This window comes from Vibrio sp. 2134-1, assembly GCF_033339495.1.
In genome coordinates this window covers 29,807-54,048 of sequence record NZ_JAWOUS010000003.1, presented here as the reverse complement: position 1 = coordinate 54,048, position 24,242 = coordinate 29,807, and the positions used below count along the sequence as shown (strand labels likewise).

Annotated in this window: 18 protein-coding genes; 10 read left to right on the top strand and 8 right to left on the bottom strand. The window is 45.1% G+C overall.

Annotated elements, in window-relative coordinates; genetic code table 11:
• Positions 1-19 precede the first annotated feature (19 nt).
• The 4 genes from R7R78_RS04870 to R7R78_RS04855 all read right to left on the bottom strand — a co-directional run bounded on the left by R7R78_RS04870 (position 20) and on the right by R7R78_RS04855 (position 8,089).
• On the bottom strand, positions 20-2,272 hold the full coding sequence (locus R7R78_RS04870) for a proprotein convertase P-domain-containing protein (RefSeq protein ID WP_225473192.1): 2,253 nt from the start codon (positions 2,270-2,272) through the stop codon (positions 20-22).
• 9 nt (positions 2,273-2,281) lie between these two features.
• Positions 2,282-4,423, bottom strand: a complete 2,142-nt coding sequence (locus R7R78_RS04865; RefSeq protein WP_225473190.1) for a TonB-dependent hemoglobin/transferrin/lactoferrin family receptor — start codon at positions 4,421-4,423, stop codon at positions 2,282-2,284.
• Positions 4,424-6,421: a prolyl oligopeptidase family serine peptidase gene (locus R7R78_RS04860; RefSeq protein WP_225473188.1), complete on the bottom strand. Its 1,998-nt coding sequence runs from the start codon at positions 6,419-6,421 to the stop codon at positions 4,424-4,426. It abuts the gene before it with no gap.
• A gap of 324 nt (positions 6,422-6,745) precedes the next feature.
• Positions 6,746-8,089, bottom strand: a complete 1,344-nt coding sequence (locus R7R78_RS04855) for a DEAD/DEAH box helicase (protein WP_044129603.1) — start codon at positions 8,087-8,089, stop codon at positions 6,746-6,748.
• Positions 8,090-8,639: 550 nt separating this feature from the next.
• Here R7R78_RS04855 and R7R78_RS04850 point away from each other — a divergent pair.
• Entirely contained in the window at positions 8,640-8,894 is a 255-nt protein-coding gene (locus tag R7R78_RS04850) for an Lpp/OprI family alanine-zipper lipoprotein (protein WP_005375145.1), read from the top strand.
• Between the two features lie 26 nt (positions 8,895-8,920).
• Here the strand turns inward: R7R78_RS04850 and R7R78_RS04845 are convergent, their stop codons facing one another.
• Genes R7R78_RS04845 through R7R78_RS04830 form a run of 4 tightly spaced genes read right to left on the bottom strand, consistent with a single transcriptional unit; the run spans position 8,921 to position 13,032 of the window.
• Positions 8,921-9,847 carry a L,D-transpeptidase family protein gene (locus tag R7R78_RS04845; protein ID WP_005383933.1) on the bottom strand — a complete coding sequence of 309 codons (927 nt, stop codon included), beginning with the start codon at positions 9,845-9,847 and terminating at the stop codon, positions 8,921-8,923.
• Positions 9,848-9,853: 6 nt separating this feature from the next.
• On the bottom strand, positions 9,854-11,269 hold the full coding sequence (gene phrB, locus R7R78_RS04840) for a deoxyribodipyrimidine photo-lyase (protein ID WP_225473186.1): 1,416 nt from the start codon (positions 11,267-11,269) through the stop codon (positions 9,854-9,856).
• Between the two features lie 22 nt (positions 11,270-11,291).
• Complete coding sequence (locus tag R7R78_RS04835; RefSeq protein ID WP_033906723.1) at positions 11,292-12,092, bottom strand: MerR family transcriptional regulator; 801 nt, start codon at positions 12,090-12,092, stop codon at positions 11,292-11,294.
• Positions 12,082-13,032, bottom strand: a complete 951-nt coding sequence (locus tag R7R78_RS04830) for a YbgA family protein (RefSeq protein WP_053350049.1) — start codon at positions 13,030-13,032, stop codon at positions 12,082-12,084. Before R7R78_RS04830 ends, R7R78_RS04835 begins: the two co-directional genes overlap by 11 nt.
• A gap of 398 nt (positions 13,033-13,430) precedes the next feature.
• Between R7R78_RS04830 and deoD the strand changes: the two genes are divergently transcribed.
• The 9 genes from deoD (at position 13,431) to R7R78_RS04785 (ending at position 24,120) form a co-directional block, all read left to right on the top strand.
• Complete coding sequence (deoD, locus tag R7R78_RS04825) at positions 13,431-14,141, top strand: purine-nucleoside phosphorylase (RefSeq protein WP_005375140.1); 711 nt, start codon at positions 13,431-13,433, stop codon at positions 14,139-14,141.
• 70 nt (positions 14,142-14,211) lie between these two features.
• The gene (locus tag R7R78_RS04820) at positions 14,212-15,681 is read left to right on the top strand and encodes a hypothetical protein (RefSeq protein ID WP_005375138.1); all 1,470 of its coding nucleotides are present in this window, start codon (positions 14,212-14,214) and stop codon (positions 15,679-15,681) included.
• A 166-nt stretch (positions 15,682-15,847) separates the two neighbouring features.
• Positions 15,848-17,332 carry a hypothetical protein gene (locus R7R78_RS04815; RefSeq protein ID WP_005375137.1) on the top strand — a complete coding sequence of 495 codons (1,485 nt, stop codon included), beginning with the start codon at positions 15,848-15,850 and terminating at the stop codon, positions 17,330-17,332.
• On the top strand, positions 17,316-18,899 hold the full coding sequence (locus R7R78_RS04810; protein WP_225473185.1) for a GGDEF domain-containing protein: 1,584 nt from the start codon (positions 17,316-17,318) through the stop codon (positions 18,897-18,899). The genes R7R78_RS04815 and R7R78_RS04810 overlap by 17 nt, the downstream gene beginning before the upstream one ends.
• A 244-nt stretch (positions 18,900-19,143) precedes the next feature.
• Positions 19,144-19,524 carry a DUF3302 domain-containing protein gene (locus R7R78_RS04805; protein ID WP_005375135.1) on the top strand — a complete coding sequence of 127 codons (381 nt, stop codon included), beginning with the start codon at positions 19,144-19,146 and terminating at the stop codon, positions 19,522-19,524.
• Positions 19,524-20,654, top strand: coding sequence for an HlyD family secretion protein (locus R7R78_RS04800; RefSeq protein ID WP_005375134.1), 1,131 nt, complete (start codon positions 19,524-19,526; stop codon positions 20,652-20,654). Before R7R78_RS04805 ends, R7R78_RS04800 begins: the two co-directional genes overlap by 1 nt.
• 335 nt (positions 20,655-20,989) lie before the next feature.
• Entirely contained in the window at positions 20,990-21,538 is a 549-nt protein-coding gene (locus R7R78_RS04795) for an ECF-type riboflavin transporter substrate-binding protein (RefSeq protein ID WP_005375133.1), read from the top strand.
• A 6-nt stretch (positions 21,539-21,544) separates the two neighbouring features.
• Positions 21,545-23,284, top strand: coding sequence for an ABC transporter ATP-binding protein (locus R7R78_RS04790; RefSeq protein WP_213871256.1), 1,740 nt, complete (start codon positions 21,545-21,547; stop codon positions 23,282-23,284).
• On the top strand, positions 23,281-24,120 hold the full coding sequence (locus R7R78_RS04785; protein ID WP_104976444.1) for an energy-coupling factor transporter transmembrane component T family protein: 840 nt from the start codon (positions 23,281-23,283) through the stop codon (positions 24,118-24,120). Before R7R78_RS04790 ends, R7R78_RS04785 begins: the two co-directional genes overlap by 4 nt.
• Positions 24,121-24,242 lie beyond the last annotated feature (122 nt).

Sequence of the window (24,242 nt, the reverse complement as noted above, 5' to 3'; positions counted from 1 at the left end):
TATCTTCTTTTGATTTTAATTAACGAGAGCGAATCACTCTCACCATTGAAAGCAGGAAAAGTCCTAACAAGGTCCAAGGCGAACCACTGCCACCTGAACCACCGCCACTGCTTTCTTTAGTGGTATCAGCACTACACTGATACTGAGCAAAGTGACTCACACCCCACTCTTTCAACACCCCAGAGTTCCCTGACACGCGGTCAGACACTTCGAGACGCCAAGTACCCCAACTCGGTTGCCCGACAAGTGCTTGTAACTCCTCGTCATACTGAGCGGTGAAGTAACCTTTAAATCCTTTGGTATTGCTTGATTGATGGCTAAGTAGCACGACCGATTTACCTTGTGGAGACACTAGCGTCACTTGCAGATCTTGCAGTGAGTCATGTTCGATGTTCAGGTAAACCGCAAACGAATCATCAATCGTGCGTGACTTGTCCGATAGCGTCTGAGAGAACAGTCTGTCGCCCTGTTCCGGCAAAGCGGAGTTCACTGGTTGAGGCTGGATATCGAGCTCTGGCGTACCATTAACCAGCATCACCTTATCACTCCACTGGTGAGTCTTTAGGCCTTCAGCAAATTGATAATCCAATGAAATAGAGGAATCGAATTGCGTGCCACATGTTAGACCGCTTGGTAACGCCACCTTCATTGAGGTCGAGTCAGAAAGCGTTTCATCAAAGTCGAAAACAGATGCGTTGTTTAGCTGCCATTGCCCTTTGATGCTCGCTTCGCGACCAGTTTGGCTCAGGCTCACACCAACGTCTTGACCTTGTGCGATGTATCGAGCGTTATAGCGAACGCGAAGAGGCGCTTTGAGTAAGTTGTGTTTGTTGAAGCTGTCCGTCAGGAATTGGGCGTAATCTTTATTTGGGAACAAGGTGTTTGCGGCAAACACGGTCGATTCCGCCAGATCATGCATTTTCACGCCACGACCAATGCCGTACATGCCTTCAAGTACAATGGCGTCAAACTCACGGAACACGTTATCGGTATCATCACCGTATCGTTCAACCGATGCTTTAAGTGCTTGGAACAGTGGTGTTGACCATAGCTCGTCGCCTAGTTCACCGCCCACACTAACGTGCGCTGGGTACTCTGAGCTCTCGAAGTAACGTGCTCTTTGGTTCCATAAGCTACGAGTTGTTTTGCGTGTTCCGAACACACCGTCCCAGTTGAACACCGTAACTAACTCGAATTCTTGACCACGACGCGAAGCATCCAAATATTGAATGCGGTAGCTCGCGCTGCCCGCCCAGTAATCAGCAAAACCCTCTGCGATAGCACCAGTGTGACCGTACGCCCAATCCGGTACGATTTGGTAATGAATGCCATGCCCAAGCTCGTGTATCACGACATCAGCATCGACTGCATCCGGAGAAACACCACCGACACCCAGCATGAGTGCTTTCGGACCGTAATAGTAAGTAGAGTTATCTTTTGATAAACCGCGAGCGTCAAAACGAAGCGGTTCGTCAAACAAGTCGTAAGTCAAGCTTGTCAGATATTGGATCGAGCTATCAAGATGATAAAAAGCCATCAACTGTGGGAACGCATTGTCACCAAACTCGGTGCTTTGCATCTCATCAACACTGTCAAATGCTTGAACCCCTTCTGCGCTGAGAAAGTCCAACGTATCGAGTACAGGCGCTTCACCAGGTGCTGGGGCTGCAAATAAACCCGTCGCATCCACTTGCTTTAATCTTGGGTTAGAGAGATAGAACTTACCTCCCGACTTTAAAACCTCAATCGACTTGGTTACGTACTCGATCGGCTGAGGGTAATCGGACAGTGCTGACCACGTCGATTCTGGTGCTGCTTGCTGTTGCATGGTGCGAAGATCTGGGTTGAATAAAGCAACCTCAACATTAACCAGACTTCCAGAGCTCAAAGCAGGTGGCTCTTGTGCTTGCAGTTGGCGAGGCGATTCCAATTCCATTGCAACCGTTGGTTTACCGTTGCGAATGATCGTATCTTCAAGGCTCTTAAACACTCGCACAACGTGATGATTTTTATCAGTTGTTACTACTAAGGTGCGCTGTGCTTGATATTCACCGTTTACCCAAACATCAAAATTGTAATGCTCACCAAGCTGAGACTGGGTTTTGTAACGGAACTTAAACTCACCCGCTTCTGAGTAGTGGCTGTCTAGATAAGTTTTCGCTTGCGCTTCATTGGTCACCACAGAATCCGATGTGGGATAATCCCACTCTGCAGCCAGCGCCGCAGGGGTACATGCAATAAGCAGTGAAAACGCCAATGGTTTTAGCTTCATAATTTCGTCCTAGAATTCGTATTTTGCAGTCAGCGTGAAGTAGCGCCCTGGCTCAGTTGAGTAACGCTTACTTTCCTCAGCGATACCCGCTACGTCTTGGTATCGGATGTATTCTTTGTCGAATAGGTTGATGATGTTTGCGCTAACACGAAGGTCTTTGGAAACGTGGTAAGTTGCGCCAATATCAAACGTATTCCACGCACTTGTCTGCGCGCAATCTGTCGCTAGACCAAGCGTGGTCTGGCATTTAGGAACGCGATCCATGGCCGCGGCCCAGTTCCAAGCCACGTAAGCATTGAAGTCTTGGTTGACGTATTTCAGTTGAGCGTTACCTTCGAATGGCGTAATGCTTCGAACGTATTCACCTTCCGCGTCTTTGCCATCTACGTAGCCAAACTTGGTGCTGATGTTCCATCGCTTAGTGATCGCGTAACCTGCAGAAAGCTCTGCACCATACGTCTCGACACCATCGAGGTTTTGGTATTGTTTAATGTAATTACCATTGCTTGAGTCAAAGCCCGTGGTCACAACGTCGATGAAGTTTTCAAACTTGTTGTAGAACAAAGACGCATAGACATACGCACGACCGTTATCGAACTTGTTACCGATTTCAAATGAGTCGGAAGTTTCAGCTTCTAGATCCATGTTTGGTGCAATGACAAACGGCGTGAGCGGCACAAAGTCGTGGCTTACGAAGCCATACGCTTTATCGTATTCCGGAGCACGGTAACCATGGTTATAAGATACATAAGCGATGTTGTTGGCAAACATTTCACGAGAAACCGAAAGACTTGGAGATACCTCTGAGCTATCCATGTCTTTTAATGGGAAGCCGCCCACTTCACCCGCACCGTCTGGCGTGAGACGGTGCGCATCAAAGCGTAGGCCACCTGTGATGGTCCATTTATCCAGTTCCACCATGTCTCGGACATACAAGCCAATGTTATAAGCACGAGCAGGAGCGAAAGGTTGTTTGGTCGAAGGTGTTACTCCGTTCCAATCAATCTTGGAATCGCTATCTGTGCGTTCGTAATAGTCAGTAGAAAGCTCGACACCGTAAGCCAATTGGTGCTCAGCATTTGCTGCATAAATCGTATTGGTGAAATCGCCACGGAAGCCAATTGTTTCGTCAATGAAGGTTTTGTGTTCCAGCTCGCGACGCTTGGTGATCAAACCATTGTGATCCACTTGGCGCATTAAACGGTTGGTGTCTTCCACCACTTCGGTGTGACGCCAGTAAACTTTGGTATCCAACTCTTCGAACCAAGTTGGATTAATCGGAGTCACCTCTGCACCAATATAAGCGCTGTACTCTTCTGTGGTTTCATCCTCAGCAAAGTCTTCAATATGCCAAATTCCATCAGGTTGAATGGACGGTGAACCCTCCAAACGCTCTTGGTTCTGGGTGTAGAGTTCCGCTTTGGCTTTCAACATCACCTCTTCATTGAAAAAGTGGTTGATCGTATAAGCACCGCTGTAACCATCGAGATCGCGGTTATACAAATCTTCATCAAAGTTACGTGTCTCTTGTCCTTGCCAGTATGAAACGTTAAACAAACTCTCTGTGTCACCGGAACGGAAAGCTAGATTACTCGTGCCTTTGTACTTGTTGCTGATATCGGTGTAAGTACCGGAAACATCGGTGTAGAAGTCTTTGTCTTTTAAGAAATCACCCGGCTGACTGGATTCTAAAATCACCACACCGCCGATCGCGCCAGAGCCATGCACCGAAGAACTTGCCCCTTTAATGATTTGCAGCGATTCAAAATTGGATAAATCAAAAGTATCCCGCCCAACGGCATCATTAATGTCATTCGCACCGAAGCCATCCGCAGAACGAATGCCATCACGAACGATCATAATGCGGTTACCCGTCATACCACGGATGGTAATGTTTTGCGGACGTCCTGCACCGCCCGTCACGCTTACACCAGGTTCGTTACGCAGCACGTCATATAGCTCGGTCTCGCCTCTTTCTTCGATTTGCTCGTTTGTGATAACCGCGACACTACCTGCCACTTTTGACAATGGCTGATCGATTTTATTGGCGGTTACCACCACCTCTTCCATTGAGAAAACCTTAGATTCGGCGTGCACTTGACTGGCAGCAAGTACCGAAAGTACTGCCGCTGACACTGGGGTAAGCTTCATTTACTGCTCCGCTTTAGATGTTTTAATGAGTGATAGTAGAAATGCGTATTCTTTTGCTTGTTGTTCTTGCGCTTGTCGTGGGTCCATTTGGTGGCCCGAATTAAAATCAGTTTGCAACAAGTACGGCCCGTTGCGCTCACTTAACGCTGAAACTTTAGCGAGATACTTTGCGCCTTCCCAATATGGCACGCGCTGATCGATTAAACCGACTTGAACAAACATGGGTGGGTAAGCGTCTTTATGGATATTGAGAATCGGATCGTACGCCTTCATTAACGCCAATTGTTCAGGTTTGGTTGGGTTACCCCATTCGCCATACTGCTGTGTGGTAAGCGGAAGTGAGGTATCCGACATACTTGCAACCACATCAACAAAAGGCACTTTAAGTACGACACCTGAAAACAATTTAGGATCTTGATTAACCGCTCCGGCCACCAACGTGCCACCAGCACTAGAACCGATGGCGAAAACCTCTCTATTGCCACGTTCGAATGTTTGCAGCGCCTTCGCGGCCGCGACAAAATCACCAATAGAATTGGCTTTTCGCACACCACGGCCTTGCTCGTGCCATTCATCGCCAAAGTACCCACCGCCACGGACATGGGCGATAGCGTAAATCACCCCTTGGTCGAGTAAACTGATAACCTGAGGCATAAAGTACGGTTTCATCGTAAAACCATACGCACCGTAACCGTAAATCATCACAGGAGATTGTGGGTGCAATTTGTCTTTGCGATACGCCAAAGAGACAGGGACAGAAACGCCGTCGTGCTTAATAAAAATACGTTGGGATACATAACGCTGACTATCAAAGTCTTGGTAAGCATCTTGAGAGTACAAGGATTTATTCAGCGTTTTTACATCGAACTCTTCCCACTGAGGAGGCGTAGTCATCGACATGCTTCGGATACGAATTTTGTTTGATTCAAAATCGCCCAATGTGCTTAGCCAAGCGACATTACCATCGTGTTCCAATGGCAGTATCACTTTTTCCTGACCTTGGTAAGAATACACCGTCAAAGTCGACACATTGTTTGGCTTGCTAAGTGCCACAACTCCTGCATCATAAAGGTAGAACTGTTCAAGCGGCTCACGAGGATTGGTAAAGCGTTGCCATGTTGCGCCAAGCGGTGCGAGTTCGGCTTGGTAAAGGGCGAACTTTCCTTCAAGGTTGCTTTTCAGATAAATGTAACCTTTCGCCACATCCGCGTAATATTCCACACCCACTTCAGGCTTTCGCAATGAATCGGAGACAGTGCCCGTTTCTAGGTCGACAAGCTTCTGCTCTGTTGTTGACTCGTTGTTGCTTTGCAGCACAGCATAACGGCTATCTGCCGCACGATAGAAAGAAAGTAACCAATCTGACTTGGGTTCATTCCATAGGACTGTTTTTGCCAAAGATTCAGTGGAGATACGTAAGATCTGATGAGGTCGCTGAGTGCGCTTTTCCTTTGCAACGAGGAATGCCACTTTTCCGTTAGGTGATAACAATACGCCACTATCGACGTGCGTCGCCAGTTCCGTAGATTGGCCGGAGAGTAAATCAACAACCACGGCGCGATATTGTTCGCTGCCGTCGATATCTTCCGTGAAAAGTAATGTGTCACCATTCACTTGCCATTGACCAAGTTGGTAGTACTGATGCGCAGATTGTCGTTCATCGAAATCGAACACCACGTTTTCTGGTGCATGTTGACTCGCACGGGATAATAGTAAGTAACGACCATCGCGACGCATTAGCGTCCACTCTCTTCCACTCACGATCGACCATGGCTTATCACCTTTGTCTGCCACCATGGTATCCCACTGCGTTAGTAGGTTTTTTGTCAACGTCTGATAACTTTTTTGGTGCTGTTCAGTTTTGTGGTTTTGTTCTGTTAGGTAGGTAAGAACTCGCTCATCTTTACGAGCATCATCTCGAAGCCAGTTGAAATCATCAGCAGCAAAGCCAGAACTAGAGGTAATTATGAGCCCTAAAAAAACATGAGTAAATTTCATATAGAGAGCGAATTCATTTATAGGATTAATACAATGGCGCGTATTCTGCCCTTAAATAAAAATGAGATCAATTATCATTTTCATAATCATGTGAGATTTTTATCTAGTGTGTGAGGAAAAACGTTTGCTTTGACCGAGGTAATAAAACTTAATAACTTCCTAAATTAGCGTTCTATGCTGTTTATATACAACCAGACAAGTATAAAAGCTGACAAACGAGTGAGTATGGAAAGACGCTATTTCACCTAGCGACAGACATAAAAAATCCGAGTGCGAACACTCGGATTTTTAAGAACTAAAATCAATGGGAAACTACAGCAGCTTTTACTCTTCAGAGCTCGGTGCCGCTGGTTTTTTCTTAGGGATGAAGACATCATCACCCACAGATACGTTTTTGTAGAAGCTCTTGTCACGCTTAGCTGGTTTTTTCGCCGACTTTTTCGCTTGAGGGCGAGCTTTCTTTGCGGTCGCTTTCTTATTGCGAAAATCTGGTTTAGGTGGCTTAAGGCCTTTAAACTTACCTTTCAAATCTTCGAACACTGAAAACTCAAGATCTTGTTGTAGGTATGATTCTACACGTTTAAAGCTATCCCAGTCTTTTGGACCAACAAGAGAGATTGCATCCCCTTTGTTTCCAGCACGACCAGTACGACCAACTCGGTGTACGTATTCTTCAGTATGCTTTGGCATATCGAAGTTGATGACGTGTGTCACAGTTGCAATATCCAAACCGCGGGAAGCAACATCAGTCGTTACAAGGATCTTAAATACTGCGCGCTCAAACTGACTCATAATGGTGTTACGTTGAGTCTGGTTCAAGTTACCACTCAGTGCTACAGCCTTCAGTTTCTTTTCGTTTAGCTTTTCTGTTAGTCGCTCAGTATCATCACGCGTTGCCGTAAAGATAATAACTTGACGGTATTCAGCCTCAGAAAGAACACGATCTAAAATTGCCTCTTTATGATCCAGGTGATCACACAAGTAAAATTTTTGCGTAATATCTTTATGTTCTTCGTTAGAAACGCCGATAGCAATACGCTTTGGCGCATTGAGCATTTCAGCCGCGATTTCATTGACGTCTGCATGATCTAATGTCGCAGAGAACATCAACGTTTGACGACGACGATGCTTGGCTGCTTTATGAATGCGACGAAGCTCTGGTGCAAAGCCCAAATCCAACATACGGTCTGCTTCGTCAAGAATCAGCGTTTCCAAACCATCCAGATAAAGCGAACGATGATCTAAGTGATCAGCCAAACGTCCTGGTGTCGCCACGATAAATTTCGGGTAACGACGCAGAGCTTTTACCTGATCGTTAAAGTTCTCACCACCCAAAATCAGTGCTGCTTCATAAGATAGGCCAGCTAGCATAGAACGAAGCTCACCATATACTTGTTTCGCTAGCTCACGAGTAGGAGCAAGGATAACCGCGCGAGGGTCTTTCGCAGAAAACGATTTTGTCTTTAAAGACTTATGAAGCATTGGCAATACAAACGCCAAAGTCTTGCCCGAACCCGTTTTCGAAGATGCCAATAGATCCTTGCCTGCAATCGCAACAGGAATCGCCTGCTGCTGAATGTCAGTCGCTTTTTTAAAATCGTAGTGTTTTAGGTTCTTCAACAATCGGTTGTCTAGGCCTAGATCTTTAAATTGCAAAGTATTCTCCAATAAATCAGTCAGCGTCTGAGCGCTCTGTAGTGTCGTTTCCGCTCTAACGCAGCAAAAAAATAAAGCTCGGTATAATACCGCAAATCATAGGAGTATAGATAGAGATCACACAAACTAATTCCCTGTGGTAACGGTAAAACATCATTTGTGGCTCAGTTCAGAGTAAAGCCTAGCCTTTTTGATATGCATCTGAACGTGAAGTTTAATGAAAGGCCTTTCAGATATGTCTTCTATTCTTCAACAAAACGACGTAAATAGCAGTTATTTGGTCCAATAAACTTTCATTTGTGTCAATATCGTCTAAATTATTGATATCAGGAACGTGGCAAATACACCTGCTATGAAAACTGTTGTGAGAGCGAGGGAGAAGATAGACTATTCACCTTTGTTAAGCTCAGGTAAAAGTTGACGTCAGGTACTCCATGAAATTCTTGGGTTTTTTTGACTTTTGCTACATCATGTACTGATAAAATGTAACCACATTTAACCTCGCTACTGTATAAAATAATAGTTGGTGGCGAGACTTTCACTATAAGCAAGGAGTTCTTATATGAACAAAACGTTGATCGCAGCTGCAGCAACTTCAGTACTTCTACTAGCCGGTTGTGCTTCTTCTGATGACGCAGCAACAGCAAATGCAGCAAAATTAGACGAACTAAGCAACCAAGTTAGCCAACTAAGCCAAGACGTACAAGCTCTTCAATCTGACGTTCAAAAATCAGGCGCAGCAGCAATGGCTGCTCAAGAAGAAGCTGAGCGTGCTAACGAGCGTATCGATAACATCGCTCAGTCTTACACTAAGTAAGATTTGATACCGCGTCTTAACGCCCGTTAAGGCGCGGTTATTTCGACAGGAACCCCATTCTGTGCAGCGATTGCTGCTTTAGCCTTCACGTTTTTCATACCGAATTCATCCAGCCACCACTTTAACTCTTTCGGCACTTTGAGTTCATCTTTCTCGCCATTACTACGAGTCAAAGGCTCATGTGCTTCTAAGAACACACTTCTGTCAGGTTCAAGTGTCATTTTGATAGGCTGATTAATGATGTTAACGTCTTCGCCGTTACGAACCTTGTCAAATAACCACTCAATGTCACTTGGGTCCATACGAATACAACCCGCGCTGACTCGCATACCAATCCCAAAGTCCTTGTTGGTACCATGAATTAGGTATTCGCCATTCCCGTAAGCTAAACGCAATGCAAACATACCAAGTGGATTATCAGGCCCCGCAGGAACAACGGCTGGTAGGTCAATGCCCTTTGCTTTGTACTCGGCACGAATAGAGGCTGGAGGAGTCCATGTAGGGTTCGGTCGTTTTTGGCTGATACGCGTTGTCATTACTGGGGTATCGCGCCCTATTCGGCCAATTCCGACAGGAAATACATGGACAATATCTTCTCCTTTCGGAAAGTAATACAAGCGCAGCTCGGCTAGATTAATAACGATACCTTTATAAGGTACGTCTGGGAGGATTAGCTGTGTCGGAATAGTAAGAACATGCCCCTCTTCTGGTAAGAAGGGATCCACGCCTTTGTTTGCGGCCATTAAACCTAGCATACCCACATCGTAGAGCTTAGCGATATTTGCCATGGTTTCGCCTTCTTGCACGACGTGGTTTTCAAGGCGACCAATTAAACGGCTTCCATCCTCTGGTAATTCGTACATCTTAGCGAATGACAGACCACTCACTAAAGATAACGACACAGATAGCAGGGTACGTTTTGCGAAACTCATTGATCGCTTTTTGCTAAGCATTTCACTCTATTCCTTGGCACTTTTAAAGAGCTGTAAGGTTATCTCTCTTTCTGTCTTGTGATCAACCATCGGCTTGTGATATTCCAGTAAAGAAAAGCCCTCCCAAGTCCAAGGTTTATGGATGTATTTGTTCGGTACACTTTTGATTTCTGGTACCCACTGGCGCACAAATTCACCATTATCATCGAACTTTTCGCCTTGGCTTATCGGGTTGAAAATACGAAAGTATGGCTGCCCGTCACAGCCCGTAGAAGCAGACCATTGCCAGCCACCATTGTTCGCTGCAAAATCGCCGTCCACCAGCTTACTCATGAAGTACGCTTCTCCCCATCGCCAATCAATATGTAAGTCCTTGGTAAGAAAGCTCGCGACAATCATACGTAATCGGTTGTGCATCCAGCCTGTTTGATTGAGCTGACGCATTGCTGCATCAACGATTGGGTATCCTGTTGTTCCTGTCTTCCATCGCTCAAAGGCTTTCTCATCATAGGACCACTGGATTTTATCCTCCCAATCGATAAATCCTTTGCCTTTGACGAGTTTTGGTTCGAAAACCAATAGGTGCTGATAAAACTCACGCCAAATGATCTCACTTAACCAAGTTGCTTTCCCCTCTGTAAGGTCATTTTGTTGATTTTCAGCATACAAACGAGCAATACACTGCCTGGGTGATAGCGCGCCAATCGCAAGGTATGGAGACAGTTGGCTAGTGCCATCGATAGCTGGAAAGTCTCGCTCGCTTTGGTACGCGTCACTGCGCTCCCGTGCAAATTCCCTAAGCTGTTTCAAAATATCATTAGTCGAAGCCAGCCAGTCTTCACTGGATTCTCGAGGATAGCTAAATGTGAAGCTTGAATTAAATCGAGCCGACTCTAATTGTTCGAGTACCTTTTTATTGAGTGGCGCTTGCTCGTGAGGTTTTACTACCGTCGGCATATGGAACTGCGTTAACCAAGCACGCTTGAATGGCGTAAATACCTTAAAATATTCGCCTTGCTTATTAAGAACCGTCGTTGGCGCGTGCACACATTTGTCATGAAACAGTTCAAATTCGATATCGTGAGAAGCTAACGCTTCACTTACTTGTGTATCGAGCTCTCGTTCGTTCACCTCATAGTGAATGTTTGCCATGACAGACGTAGCTTCAAGTGTTTCCGCCCACCCACTAATCACATCTGTACAAACGGAAAACGACGGCACCTCTTTGTACAAAAAAGGAATATTAAGGCTTTCAAGCTCCTCGTTAAGACAAGCTAAGCGACGAGCAATGAGGTCTGCCTGCATCGGCGCCATGTGATGCTCCCGCCACTGATCTGGCGTCGCGATAAAGCAAGCGACAACAGGCTGACCTGAATCCAATGCCGCTTTGAGTGCCGTGTGGTCTAACGTACGTAAGTCACGTCGAAACCATACTAAAATCATGGTAGCTCCTATCTTTTGTCTACTAAGTTAGGTGTAATTTCTCTATCACTTCAGAGCACCCCATCCGATCACCTAGTTGTGCGTGAAGCATTTTGATGGATGCCACTTGTTTAGCAGCTAGCGCTTTGTTGGAGAAAAGGTAGATAAACGAACCATTTTCAACGACCTCGTGATCTAGTAGACCAGAAACATCATCAACCTTATCGATCAAAGTCGTGTGATACCCTTGTTCACAAAGCTTCGCTGCTTGAATCCAACTCTCAGATTCTCTGTTTTGTTCAAAGCTAATGAGCAGACACTTTCCTTTGGAAGCGGCTTTGTTTTCAGAATCGATAACAAGGGCAAGTCGAGTGATTAAACAAGTCTGAAATAACCCCACCTGCAAGGATCGCAACGATCCTTTTACCATGTCTAGCGCATCAAATACTGGGCTAATAAACTGATCAATAACGAGTTTTAGTGGATACTCTTTAAGAACAGAGGCAAGTAAACTCTCTGCTTTTCCTCGATTCAGGGTAGACAGCGCAAGCAGCATGTTTTCAACTTCTTCGAGTGTGCGAACCTCGTTTTTGACTTCGACATCGGCGCTTTTTCCTAGCAGCCCCTTCACTTTACCAATCGAAATCCCCTTCGCGAGCCAGCTCTGGACTTCGCGAATCGTATCGAGATCTTGCTGGCGATAAAGTCTGTGTCCTTTTTCAGTTCGCTGAGGTTGGATCAAGTTGTATCTTCGTTGCCAAGCTCTCAGCGTAACTGGTTTTACACCCGTGATTTCTGCGACATCTCGGATCGCGTATAGTTTTTCTTCTGAACTACAAACCATAGCGTAATCTCATCTCCTGCGGATACGGTTCTAAAAACTTCTGTTTTGCTAAATACTCGTCTGGGTAAGTATTTAAGTAATGCTTAATCAATGTAAGTGGTGCTAGCAGAGGCAGCATTCCGATACGGTAGTCGTGAATCACTGTCGCTAACTCTTCTTTTTCTTCTTTAGTTAGTGAGCGTTTGAAGTACCCTTGTAAATGCATCAACACATTTGTGTTGTTTTTGCGGCTAGCCCGATTCGTTAACGCCTTCATAAGTCCTAAACGATACTCTTGGTAAAAGTCTTCAATTTCATAATTAGCGACATCAGCGACTAAGCGGCCAAGGGAGCGGTATGACTCTGGGTGGTGTGCCATTAACGTCAGTTTGTAGCGCGAATGAAAGTCGATGATTTTGCCACGAGTAGGCTCACCATCCATCGAGCCGTAAAAGTCATTTAGACAAAATACTCGAGTAATAAAATTTTCTTTCAATACAGGGTCGTTAAGTCTGCCATCCTCTTCAACAGGCAACCAAGGCATTTTTTGCATCAATGTTTGTGTATACAAGCCAACACCTTCTTTCGCAGCACTGTTCTTGCTGTAAACCTTGACTCGCTCCATGCCACAAGTTGGTGACTTGGCACAAACGATGTAACCACAAAGCTGCTCGCTTTGAAGTTCATCTACTTTATTGGCCGAGTAAGTGAGCATATTGTCGGTATGATCATTTTCTGGATTTTTGGTTTCAACCAATGCAACACGCTCTTCATTAGAAACAAGACGAATTGTTGGACGGGGTACTGGCATACCTACGCCGACTTCAGGGCATACCGAAACAAAGTCAAAATACGGGCTGAGCTCTTTAGTCACAAAGTTGCTCACCTTATGACCAGAGTCAAAACGCACTCGTTCACCCAAAACACACGAACTGATACCTACTTTGATTGAAGATTCCATGATGACGCATCCCTATACAAAAAGTTTTGTTGTATAACTTATAGCAAGCCTTTCCAGATTGTACAAGAAAATAAGTTGTACAATTTAATCGTTTTACTTCACTCGAAAGTATTTCGATCAACCAGCTGTCAGAAAAAAGTTTGGCCCAAAAACAAAGAATTTGTGCGCGCAATCGACAAACTGCTCAAAAGCAAATCGATTGCTCTTTTGATTTCAACAGATTTGGTTATCAATAGTAGTTGCAGTTTCTAAATGCGTGGTTTTTGTGACTAAGCTCTCAAGGGGCTACTGTACGTCCCGATATTATTGCCTCAACGAAAACGAACAAGTTCAACAGAATTGGTAATAGCGTTCTATAATAGAGGCGTTTTATCAAAACAAAACTTTGGAGAGCACTTATGGCAACCCCACACATTAACGCACAACCAGGTGATTTCGCTGAAACAGTTCTAATGCCAGGCGACCCGTTGCGCGCTAAATACATCGCTGAAACGTTCCTAGAAGATGTGAAACAAGTTTGTGACGTTCGCAACATGTTCGGCTTTACTGGCACTTACAAAGGCAAAAAAGTTTCTGTAATGGGCCACGGCATGGGTATCCCGTCTTGCTGTATCTACGTACACGAGCTAATCGCTGAATACGGCGTGAAAAACGTTATCCGTGTAGGTAGCTGTGGTGCAGTACGTGACGACGTGAAACTAATGGACGTTGTTATCGGTATGGGTGCTTCTACAGACTCTAAAGTTAACCGTATCCGTTTCAACAACCACGATTTCGCAGCAATCGCTGATTACGGTCTTCTAGAAGAAGCAGTTAACCAAGCGCGCGCTCAGGAAGTGCCTGTAAAAGTAGGTAACGTATTCTCTGCAGACCTGTTCTACACACCAGAAGCAGACATCTTCGAGAAGATGGAAAAACTAGGCATCCTAGGTGTAGACATGGAAGCGGCTGGTATCTACGGCGTAGCAGCTGACCTAGGCGCGAAAGCACTGACTATCCTGACAGTTTCTGACCACATCATCCGTGGTGAAAAACTAAGCTCAGAAGAGCGTCAGAAGTCGTTCAACGACATGATGAAAGTTGCACTAGAAACTGCAATCAACATCTAAGAACAAATAGTAAGTAATAATTTGCAGCCAGAGTTATGCTGGCTGCCCGAATTATCCCGAGGGGGCGATTGTGTCTAACGGCGAACTGCCAAAAGACGCAGATGGGTTACAACTCAACTTTTGTAAAACATTGGCGTGTGACAACTTTGGATTGAGTGATGCAAAGCGTTACGTTCTGCAACATGCGAACCCTAAGCGTCCGGCGATGGTATGCCGTGAATGTGGAGCTTTCCCCCCCTTACTTAATAATCGCGATGTCGTGAACGAACTTCATCGCCTGCGGCACGTCCACAGTGACGGGTTGCCTGCTTGCCGTAATGATGATTGCGACAACTTTGGACTTTCTGTCCACACTCACAAACACCTCTATCACGCTTTCGGTTACAGTGGCGATCGCCAACGTTACCGCTGTAAAGTGTGTCAAAGTACCTTTGTCGACAAGTGGTCTGGTGCCAACAAGAAGCTTCAGTTTCAAGAGAACTTGATGGGCTTGTTGTTTACGGGATATTCCGTACGAGAAATCTGCCGTAAGCTTAGTATTAACCCAAAAACCTTTTACGACCATGTTGACCATATAGCTAGCCGCTGCCGCCGCAAGCTTGCAACCATTGATGCGCGCTGGGTAAACCACGCAACGCATTATGAATTGGCCTCAAACTATATTGCATTGCAACCGAACAGCAATAACGGTGTGTATTGGATTGTTTCTGGCGAAGCGCATTCTGGCTATATTCTTTGCCAGCACGTCAATTATTCCGCTGATGAAGAGCCAATCGCAACGCTCGATCATAATCCTTACGATGAGGTGTCTCGTTTTGTTTCCCAGGAGTATGTAGCGGAAGCAAGTGAGCCGCTTGCGGAACCTTCTTATCACCTCAGAGAGCGAATTGACCAAAAATACCAAACAATTTTGGCTCGCGGTAACGTAGAAGACCCTCTTGGTAATCTATCTGTATTTCATTACCCTTCAAAAGGGGCATTAGTCCGTCCGCCATACACCTCGTATGCACACTATTTGCACGTACTTGATATGTGCTGCCCAAACAAACGTGTATCTCTATACATGCCTCAAGATCCCCTACTACGTTCGGCTGCACTGAGCGTTTGTTTACCTCGCATTAAAGAGAAAAGTGTCGACTTGATGTACGTAGAAGAGGACGCTAGTTGGGACATGAGCACTCCCTTTGGCAAAGTCGATATCGCCTATATGAGTTGGTGGCGCGATCGTTGGGCAATCTCTAGTCAAAACGAAAACCACAAAGGCATTTGCTACCTCGCTGGCGATCAAAATGAGCCTGAAAAATGGTTTAACGTTGCGACAACTCGTCATGTGAAGTTTTATCAAAACCGCTTTCAGATTCTTTTCGAAAGCTTCATTAACGAGCCACGTCGCAAATTACGACCTGCTGGTATTTTACCTCTTTTAGATATATTCAGAGCTTGGCATAATTTGTGCTATCAGGATAAACAAGGTCTTACCGCTGCACAAAGGTTAGAAGTCTCTGATGCACCTTTGACAATCAAACAGCTCCTATCGTAGCTATTCTATTGGTAATTTAGATGTAGTAATTAGGGGTTGTAACGGTATACATTACGGCCCCTGATCGTTTACCAAAACGTTATCCGCATCGCTTTGGTAAAGAAACATGCATCTAACCACTTAATATTAGGTGTGATTTCCAGTTCGATAGTCATGGATGTGAACGTTGGATAAAAACCAAATTCAGCTAGAAGATGATCTCACTAAGCTTAAAGGCCAAATAAAATCGGCCCCTAAACATACCTTTAATATTGCGCAGCAATATCGTATCCGCGCGGAACAAATTTTATTTGTGGACGGAGAGATCAAAGCCTTACTCATCATGGCGCAATGCTGTTGGTGCCTAATGGATTACCGACAAGGCTTAAAACTCGTCAAAGACGCTTACAGCAAACAAACACAGCTTGAAACCGACGATCATCTCCCGGAAATTCTCCATCTTTTTGCTCTCCAATATTGGGGCCAAGCAAAGTATTATTCCGCGCAACAATATTGGATTAATGCGCTCGAACAATCTGCTCTTGTTGATGATGTTGAAATTCAAATCGAATCTCTAATTGGGCTTGGTAATGTATGGCGCATCACTAATGAACACCAACTTGCCGCTTCAACTCATGAGTTAGCCGTTAAAGTGGCAAACAATGTTCGTATTGCTTGGTTAGAAGGCAAAGCGCGCATCCTATTAGCTTGGGACTATTACTTACTAAATAAGTTTGTCGAGATGCTTACGGTACTGGATGGAGCAACCGAAGTATTAAAAGATCATGATGACAGTACGTGGCAAGCCGAGATCTGGGACTTTAAAGGGTTAGCACTGCTTGGACTAGAACGCCTTGATGCGGCCGAAGAAGCCACCCAAAAAGCCCACCAGCTCGCCATTGAGCATGACCTCGTTTGGATGAAAGCACACTCTTTTATTAGCCGAGCAAGACTTGAGCTTTTGCGCCAAAATACAGACAGCGCTGCCAAGTTGCTACTTGCAGCAGAAGAGTCTGCACTCAGTTTCGACCACGGTGAGCTACTCAGCCAAATTTGCTTCCAACAATCACGAGTCGCTGAAGAACAAGGTGACTTTGAGTCTGCGTTTAACGCGTTCAAGAAATACCGTAAGCACGCACTCAAAATGCTCAAAGAACAAACTCATCGAATCAGCATGGATAAAGCAAGAGGCTCTAAACGCCAACTAGAGCAGCGAGCACGTAAGCTGATCAATCATATTCGCTCTCAACACGAATACGACCCTGAAAAACAGTTCTCTAATGTCGTTTCTGAGACCTACTGGTGGGAACAGTTAGTTTTGTTTAAAACGGAGCTCAAACGCTCTAACCACGCCATCATTATGATTCAGCATTCAAACCCCGAAGTTCTCGATGTTTGTACCGAGCTCGTTCATGCATTGACAACCTCCAGCGACCTCATCTCGAGAATTTCCAGTAACAGGCTAGCAATGTTAATTGCAGAAAAAGGTCAAGCAGCAGAAGAGGTCTACCGCACTGTCCAAGCGATGTTAGACATCTATCCATGGAAGCGACGCGGAATCAAAGGCCCGAAACCGATACTGTATTTGCAAGATATCCTGACCTTCCCATTCACGTTAGAACAGCTCGAAGAAAGTTATATTGAGGTAATGAAGAATGGAACAACTGCTTAGCAAGGTGACTGACGCAGGTATCGATCCTTCTTCCGTTTCAGGTGAAGAAGCGATTACGCTATGGGAACACATAGGGTTACATATTGCGTCAACAAACCGAGAGAAAGCGCATTGCTATATCATTAGCGCCGAGTATCGAAGAGAGATCAAACAGCTCAACGACAGCATTAGTGAATTGAAACAAGCGCTTGAGTTGCTTGTTTTACCAGAGGATGTAGAAGATATTCTTTCTGTGAAAGCAAGCTTGAGTGAGCGTTTAGTTGAAGTAGGTGACTACAATGCGGCATTAACCGAGTATGTTGCTTCAACCAATATCGCCGTCGAGTACGGCTATATTGATGAGTACGTATTGGCCATTATTGGAATGGGTAATTTGTGCGATGCCTATGGGGATCACCAACGTGCATTACGTTATTATCAAAAAATAGATGCTATCGATCACGCTATTGGCAGTCGATCCCTACGCCTTCGTTACAAGCTGTACATGCTAGCCTGTTATATCAGCTTGAACCGTACCGCAGACGCCAAAGAGCTATTGAGTGAATGTGAAGAACTGAGCATTCTCGTCAGTGATAAAAACCTCGCCGCACAAATTCACCTCTACCGAGCCAAATTATATCGTCTGCAAGAAGACTACCCCAGTGCGTTGCTGGCTATTTCGAATGTTCAGTATATAACGGGTAGTGCCACGACATACTGGTTATCCACGATGGTCAAAATTGAGACTGCGTATTGTCTAAACGGTGTAGGGCACACTTCTTTAGCTAACTTAACGCTGGACTCCATCAGTAAAAGGATTCAAAAGCAGCTATCTCCTATCGTTACTCAGCATTTTTATAACGCGATGAGTCAAGTTTACGCCTCTCAAGGGTTGTATCAAGAAGCATTAAATTGTGAAAAAAAAGCGCACAGAATCGAATGTGATCTTGTAAAACATATTCCGATCGGTGAGTTAGGGTCTGCTCAACTACGCCGACTTTCACGCTTTGAGTTACAACTCAAACTCATTTTGTCAGAGCTAGAAAACAAAGAACTAAAAGAAACCACCAAGCAGCATAAAAATACTGTTGCTCAGCTACAGCAGGACGTCTTTACCGATCCACTTACGTCTTTACACAACCGACGCTGGTTAGAAGTTAAACTAAAAGATCTACTTCTGCACGATACTGCATTTGCATTGATGGTCATCGATATCGATCACTTCAAATCCATCAATGACGAACTAAGCCACTTGGTGGGCGACAAAGCGATCAAAAGTGTGTCACAGGAACTGGCGTCCTACTTCAGATTTAAAGGCGCATCGTGCGTACGATTTGGTGGTGAAGAGTTCCTCGTGATCCTTGAGAATACCCAACTGGAACGCGCAGAAATGCATGCCGAGAATTATCGTGAACGGATTTATCAATATGGTTGGGACGATATTCTTGGTGAACGGGGGCTGACCGTATCCATAGGGATTACCTTGCATCGAGAAGGCGAGAATACTCAGCGAACTTTTTATCGTGCAGACAAAGCTCTTTATCGCGCCAAAGCCAATGGCAGAAACCAAGTCTGTACCGAACTTTAAACCATGCCCCGGTTGACACCTGGGGCTTTAGTATACTTTTTACTTATCCTTCCTATATCACTTCACTGCTTGTTTAAATAAGTACTCAGCAACACCTTAACTGCCAATAAACATCAGTGGATACTTACATCGCATAAACATAATTCCTACATAAAAACCGCTTGATTCATCTGTAGTTAAGACAAATACTTAAATTGTTAATTTACGTAGATTTTCCATTTCGCAATACGCACAGGTAGGTAAGATGTTTCTAGACTATTTTGCACTTGGGTTACTCATCTTCGTTGCTTTAGTGATCTTTTACGGAATCATTGTCATCCATGATATTCCATATGAAATCGCCAAAGAGAGAGAGCACCCGCACCAAGACGCAATTCACTACGCTGGCTGGGTCAGCCTTTTCACTTTGCATGCGCTGTGGCCATTTTTATGGATCTGGGCAACATTATGGCGCAAGGAACGCGGCTGGGGTTTTAAACAACTAGAACAAGAAACACACGACATTCATCACCGCCTTGAAGAACTCATCGATGAAGTCAACGAACTCAAAAACGAAGTATCGATGTTGAAACAACAAAAGATTCAGCAAAAGCCTTTGCCTGAACAAAGTAAAGAGGACGAATAATGGACTTATTGCTGATTCTGACTTACGCAGCTCTTTGTATTGCCATTTTTAAAATTTTCAATATTCCTCTAAACAAATGGACCGTTCCAACCGCCGTACTTGGCGGCGTAGTGTTAGTGGGCACACTCGTGCTGCTTATGAACTACAACCACCCATTTACTCAATTGGGTAACCAAGTGTTCCCGACTACGCCTATCGTCTCTGGCGTGCGTGGCCGCGTGGTGGAAGTGCCAGTCCAGGCCAACCAACCGCTCAAAACGGGCGATATTCTTTTCAAAATCGATCCTGTGCCTTTTGAAGCAGAAGTTGCTCGCCTGGAAGCGAAAGTCAAAGAAGCAAGCCAAGGTGCGTTGGGCTTAGAGTCTGATCTAAGAGAGGCAGAAGCTGCTGTATTGAAAGCGCAAGCGGACAGAGATAAAGCACAAAGGGAATTTAGCCGATATCAAAGGGGCTTTGATCGTGGCGCGTTTACTGAACAAGATTTGGATACTCGACGCCAAGCGTATAAAGCGGCAGAAGCCATGTTAGACGTTGCGATTTTGCAACAAGAACAAGCTCAAATCGCTCTGGACTCTGAAATCGGAGGCGAAAATACCCAAGTCGCGCAACTTCTTGCCGAGCTGCGTAAAGCAGAGTTTAACCTAGAGCAAACCGTCGTTCGTGCGCCAACCGATGGTTACGTTACGCAATTGGCTTTGCGTCCTGGTGTTATGGCTGTGCCGTTGCCACTTGCCCCGGCAATGACCTTCGTACATACCGAAGACATTACGTACACCGCGGCATTCAGACAGAACTCATTACAACGCTTGAAGCCAGGCTTTGAAGCAGAATTTATGTTCCGCGCAATTCCGGGCAAAGTGTTCCGTGGCGAAGTCATTGACGTGATTCCAGCCATTGGTGAAAGCCAAATTCAAGCGCGAGGCGCTCTGCTTGGGACTGATGCCTTGCGCACGAGCGGACGTGTTTTTGCGAAGCTGAAAATTACCGACGACTTGAGTGGATACCACCTACCAATGGGTACTGCGGTTGAAGTTGCAGTTTATTCAGACAGCTTTACTCACGTATCAGTGATGCGCAAAGTGCTTATTCGTATGAAGAGCTGGCAGAACTATTTATACCTCGACCATTAATGAACATATAGCGCATTCATTTATTGGTAAAAATAACATCAAACCGTGTAATCAGGGGCTGACGATCAGCCCCTGATTCATTCTAGCCATCCAGATAGATAGCATTCCCACTTTTATTAATATTCTGTATAATGCGCGCCTTATTTTTAATGCTTGCTAAAACCAAAGCCAGTCAAAGGGATGCGTGAATCAAATCACACATTTCCTGAAGAAAAATAGAGCAAACAATAAGCAGCTTGGTTGTTTTGAATATATGTTACACAATCAAATAACTAACGCTTTCCAACAATATAAATGAACGTTCTTTAAAATCGACTATTGAACTGAGGTTATCTATGAATCTTTCCGCTAAAACTGTTGTGGTTATTGCAATCGGTGCTGCTCTTTACGGTATCGGCGGCTTACCTATGTTTGGCATCCCTGTGTTTGCAAACACAACGCTAAAACCAGCAATGGCAGTATTAGCATTGTTCTCAGTACTATTTGGACCACTTGTTGGCTTCTTGGTTGGTTTTATTGGTCACTGGGTTACTGACCTATTTGCAGGTTGGGGCGTATGGCTCACTTGGGTACTTGGTTCAGGTATTGTTGGTTTGATTATCGGTCTATTCCCTTCTCTAACGCGCTACCGTTTGGAGAAAGGTGATTTCAATATGAAAGACTTCGCGTTATTCGTAGTACTTGCGCTATTAGGCAACGTATTTGGTTACGGTTGCTCTGCATTCCTCGACACGATTTTATACGCAGAACCGTTCACTAAAGTGTTTACCCAGCTTTCTATTATCGCGATCGGTAACACCATTCTTATTGCTATTGTTGGCTTCTTCATTCTTAAGTCTGTCGCTAAACGTAACAAGCAAAGCCGTAACTTAACAGAGGCTTAATGTCGAATGACAATCGAATTTTCTAACTTCTCTTTTAGATATGAGTCGCTGGACAAACCGACGCTAAAAAATATCAATCTAAGGATAGAGAAAGGAGAGAAAATCGTCATTATCGGTCCAAGTGGTAGTGGTAAATCTACCCTTGGGCAATGTCTTAACGGACTGATCCCACACGCAATCAAAGGGGAAACCAGTGGAACATTGACCATCAATGGTCAAGACACCGCCCCTTTCGACATGCACCAATACACTGAGCAAGTTGGCACCGTACTGCAAGATACGGACAGCCAATTTGTCGGTTTGAGCATTGGCGAAGACATTGCATTTGCGCTGGAAAACCAGCTAACTTCAAATATCGACATGTACCCATTGGTCAAAGCCACGGCCAAAATGGTCGACTTGGAACAGATGCTAGAACGCTCACCCCACGATTTATCTGGCGGGCAGAAACAGCGTGTTTCTTTGGCGGGCATTCTCGTCGATGACGTCGATATCCTTTTGTTTGATGAACCACTAGCTGCGCTTGACCCTAAAACGGGTAAAAAAACCATCGAGATCATCGATGATCTACACCGCGAAACGGGTAAAACCATCGTAATTATTGAGCATCGTCTTGAGGACGTTCTGCATTGCTCCGTTGACCGTATTATCTTGATGGAAAGCGGCGAAATCATTGCCGATACAACGCCAGATGAAATTTTAGCGTCGCCTCTGCTAGAAGATTACGGCATCCGCGAACCGCTTTATATTTCAGCACTGAAAGAAGCAGGCTGCTCGATTGAGGGCGATGCAAAACCTTCTAGCTTAACTACCTTACCGTTGGAGCAATATAAACCGGCAGTACAAGCATGGTTTGATGGTTCAAAAGCACAACCGCCCAAAACGCCAGCCGAGACTTTGCTTGAAGTCCGTGGCCTCACCTATTCTTACGACGGTGAGAAAAACGCGTTAGAAGACGTGAGTTTTGACATCAAGCGTGGCGAGTTTGTCTCTGTACTTGGCAAAAATGGCTCGGGTAAATCGACCATCACCAAACTGATTATGGGCGTTATTGAAGCGGATAGCGGCTCAATGAGTATGAATGGTCAAGATCTTAACGAACTGACCATCTTCGAGCGCAGCCAGAAAGTGGGCGTGGTGATGCAAAACCCGAATCACATGATTTCCCATCACATGATTTTCGACGAAGTGGCCTTCGGCCTCCGTAATCGTGGCGTTGAAGAGAAACAAATCGAAGCTAAAGTACTTGAAGTCCTTGAGCTGTGCGGTTTGAGCAAATACCGTCACTGGCCAATCGAAGCATTGAGCTACGGCCAGAAAAAGCGCGTAACCATTGCGTCAATTTTGGTATTGGAACCAGAGCTTCTGATCCTTGATGAACCGACGGCAGGTCAGGACTATCGAAACTACACGTCTATGCTGAGTTTCATCGAAAAGCTCAATCGCGAGTTGGGCGTAACCGTGATGATCATCTCTCATGACATGCATTTAGTGCTGGAATACACCACGCGCTCTATCGTGATTGCAGACAGTAAATTAGTCGCGGATGCACCAATGACGCAGGTATTCAGCAGTCCAGAGCTACTAGACCAAGCAAACCTCACTACCACAAGTTTGTTTGAGTTGGCTACGAAAGTTGGTATCGAGGACACCAATGGCTTTATGCAGCATTTTATCAATGTAGAAAAAGCGCACCGCCAACAAAAAAGCGACGAAGTAAACCAACCAGAGAAAGCAGTGGCATGAAAGACAACAAAATGAAGTTTGGTATCAACTACATCGATACCCAATCGCCACTTCATAAGTTGAATGGCATTACTAAGTTCTTGCTTTTCATTGCTTGGGTAACGGTGGTATTGACCACATTTGACTTGCGAATCATCGCGCTGTTGATCGTGCTGGGTTTGGGCTTATTGAAAATGACCAAAGTGCCCTTTCATGTCTACAAACCGCTGTTATTCGGTACAGGCACGGTATTACTGATCAATGCCCTGTTTATGTTCGCGTTAGCACCGCAACAAGGTACTGAGTTCATGGGTTCATCAACGGTTTTACTCTCGTTACCCGGTAATTACTCGCTCACTCAAGAGACATTGTTTTACCTAGTAACAGTGACGTTGAAGTACTTCAGCATGTTTCCAATCGCGTTGGTGTTTGTATTTACCACTCACCCGACGGAGTTTTCAGCCAGCTTGAACCGCTTGGGTGTGCCTTACAAAATCGCCTATGCCGTAAGCTTAACGCTGCGCTACTTGCCGGAAGTGAAAAAGGACTTTGTTAACATCATGCACGCGCAACAAGCACGCGGAGTAGAACTGAGCAAGAAGGCTCCGTTGTTCACTCGTATGAAGAACGTCGCGAAGATTCTTGGACCTCTGATTTTCTCTAGTTTAGACCGAGCCGATCAAATCTCAAACGCGATGACGCTACGTGGTTTTGGCCGCCACTCCTCTCGCACTTGGTACAGCTTAAAACCACTGACCAAAGCCGATATGATCTGCATGGCTGGGATTGCGGTGATAGTGATTGCGGCGATCAGCAAGCGTGTTATCGACACACAACTGTTCTGGTATCCGTTCTAAATTCTGAAGCTTCAAACAGAAGATAACGTGCTTAGTATTGCGAACACGTTATCTTCCCGCTTTCCCCTCGATAACTCGCCTGTTGGCTTCTTGCTTGCGAGTGTTCAAAAGAAGCGGTAATT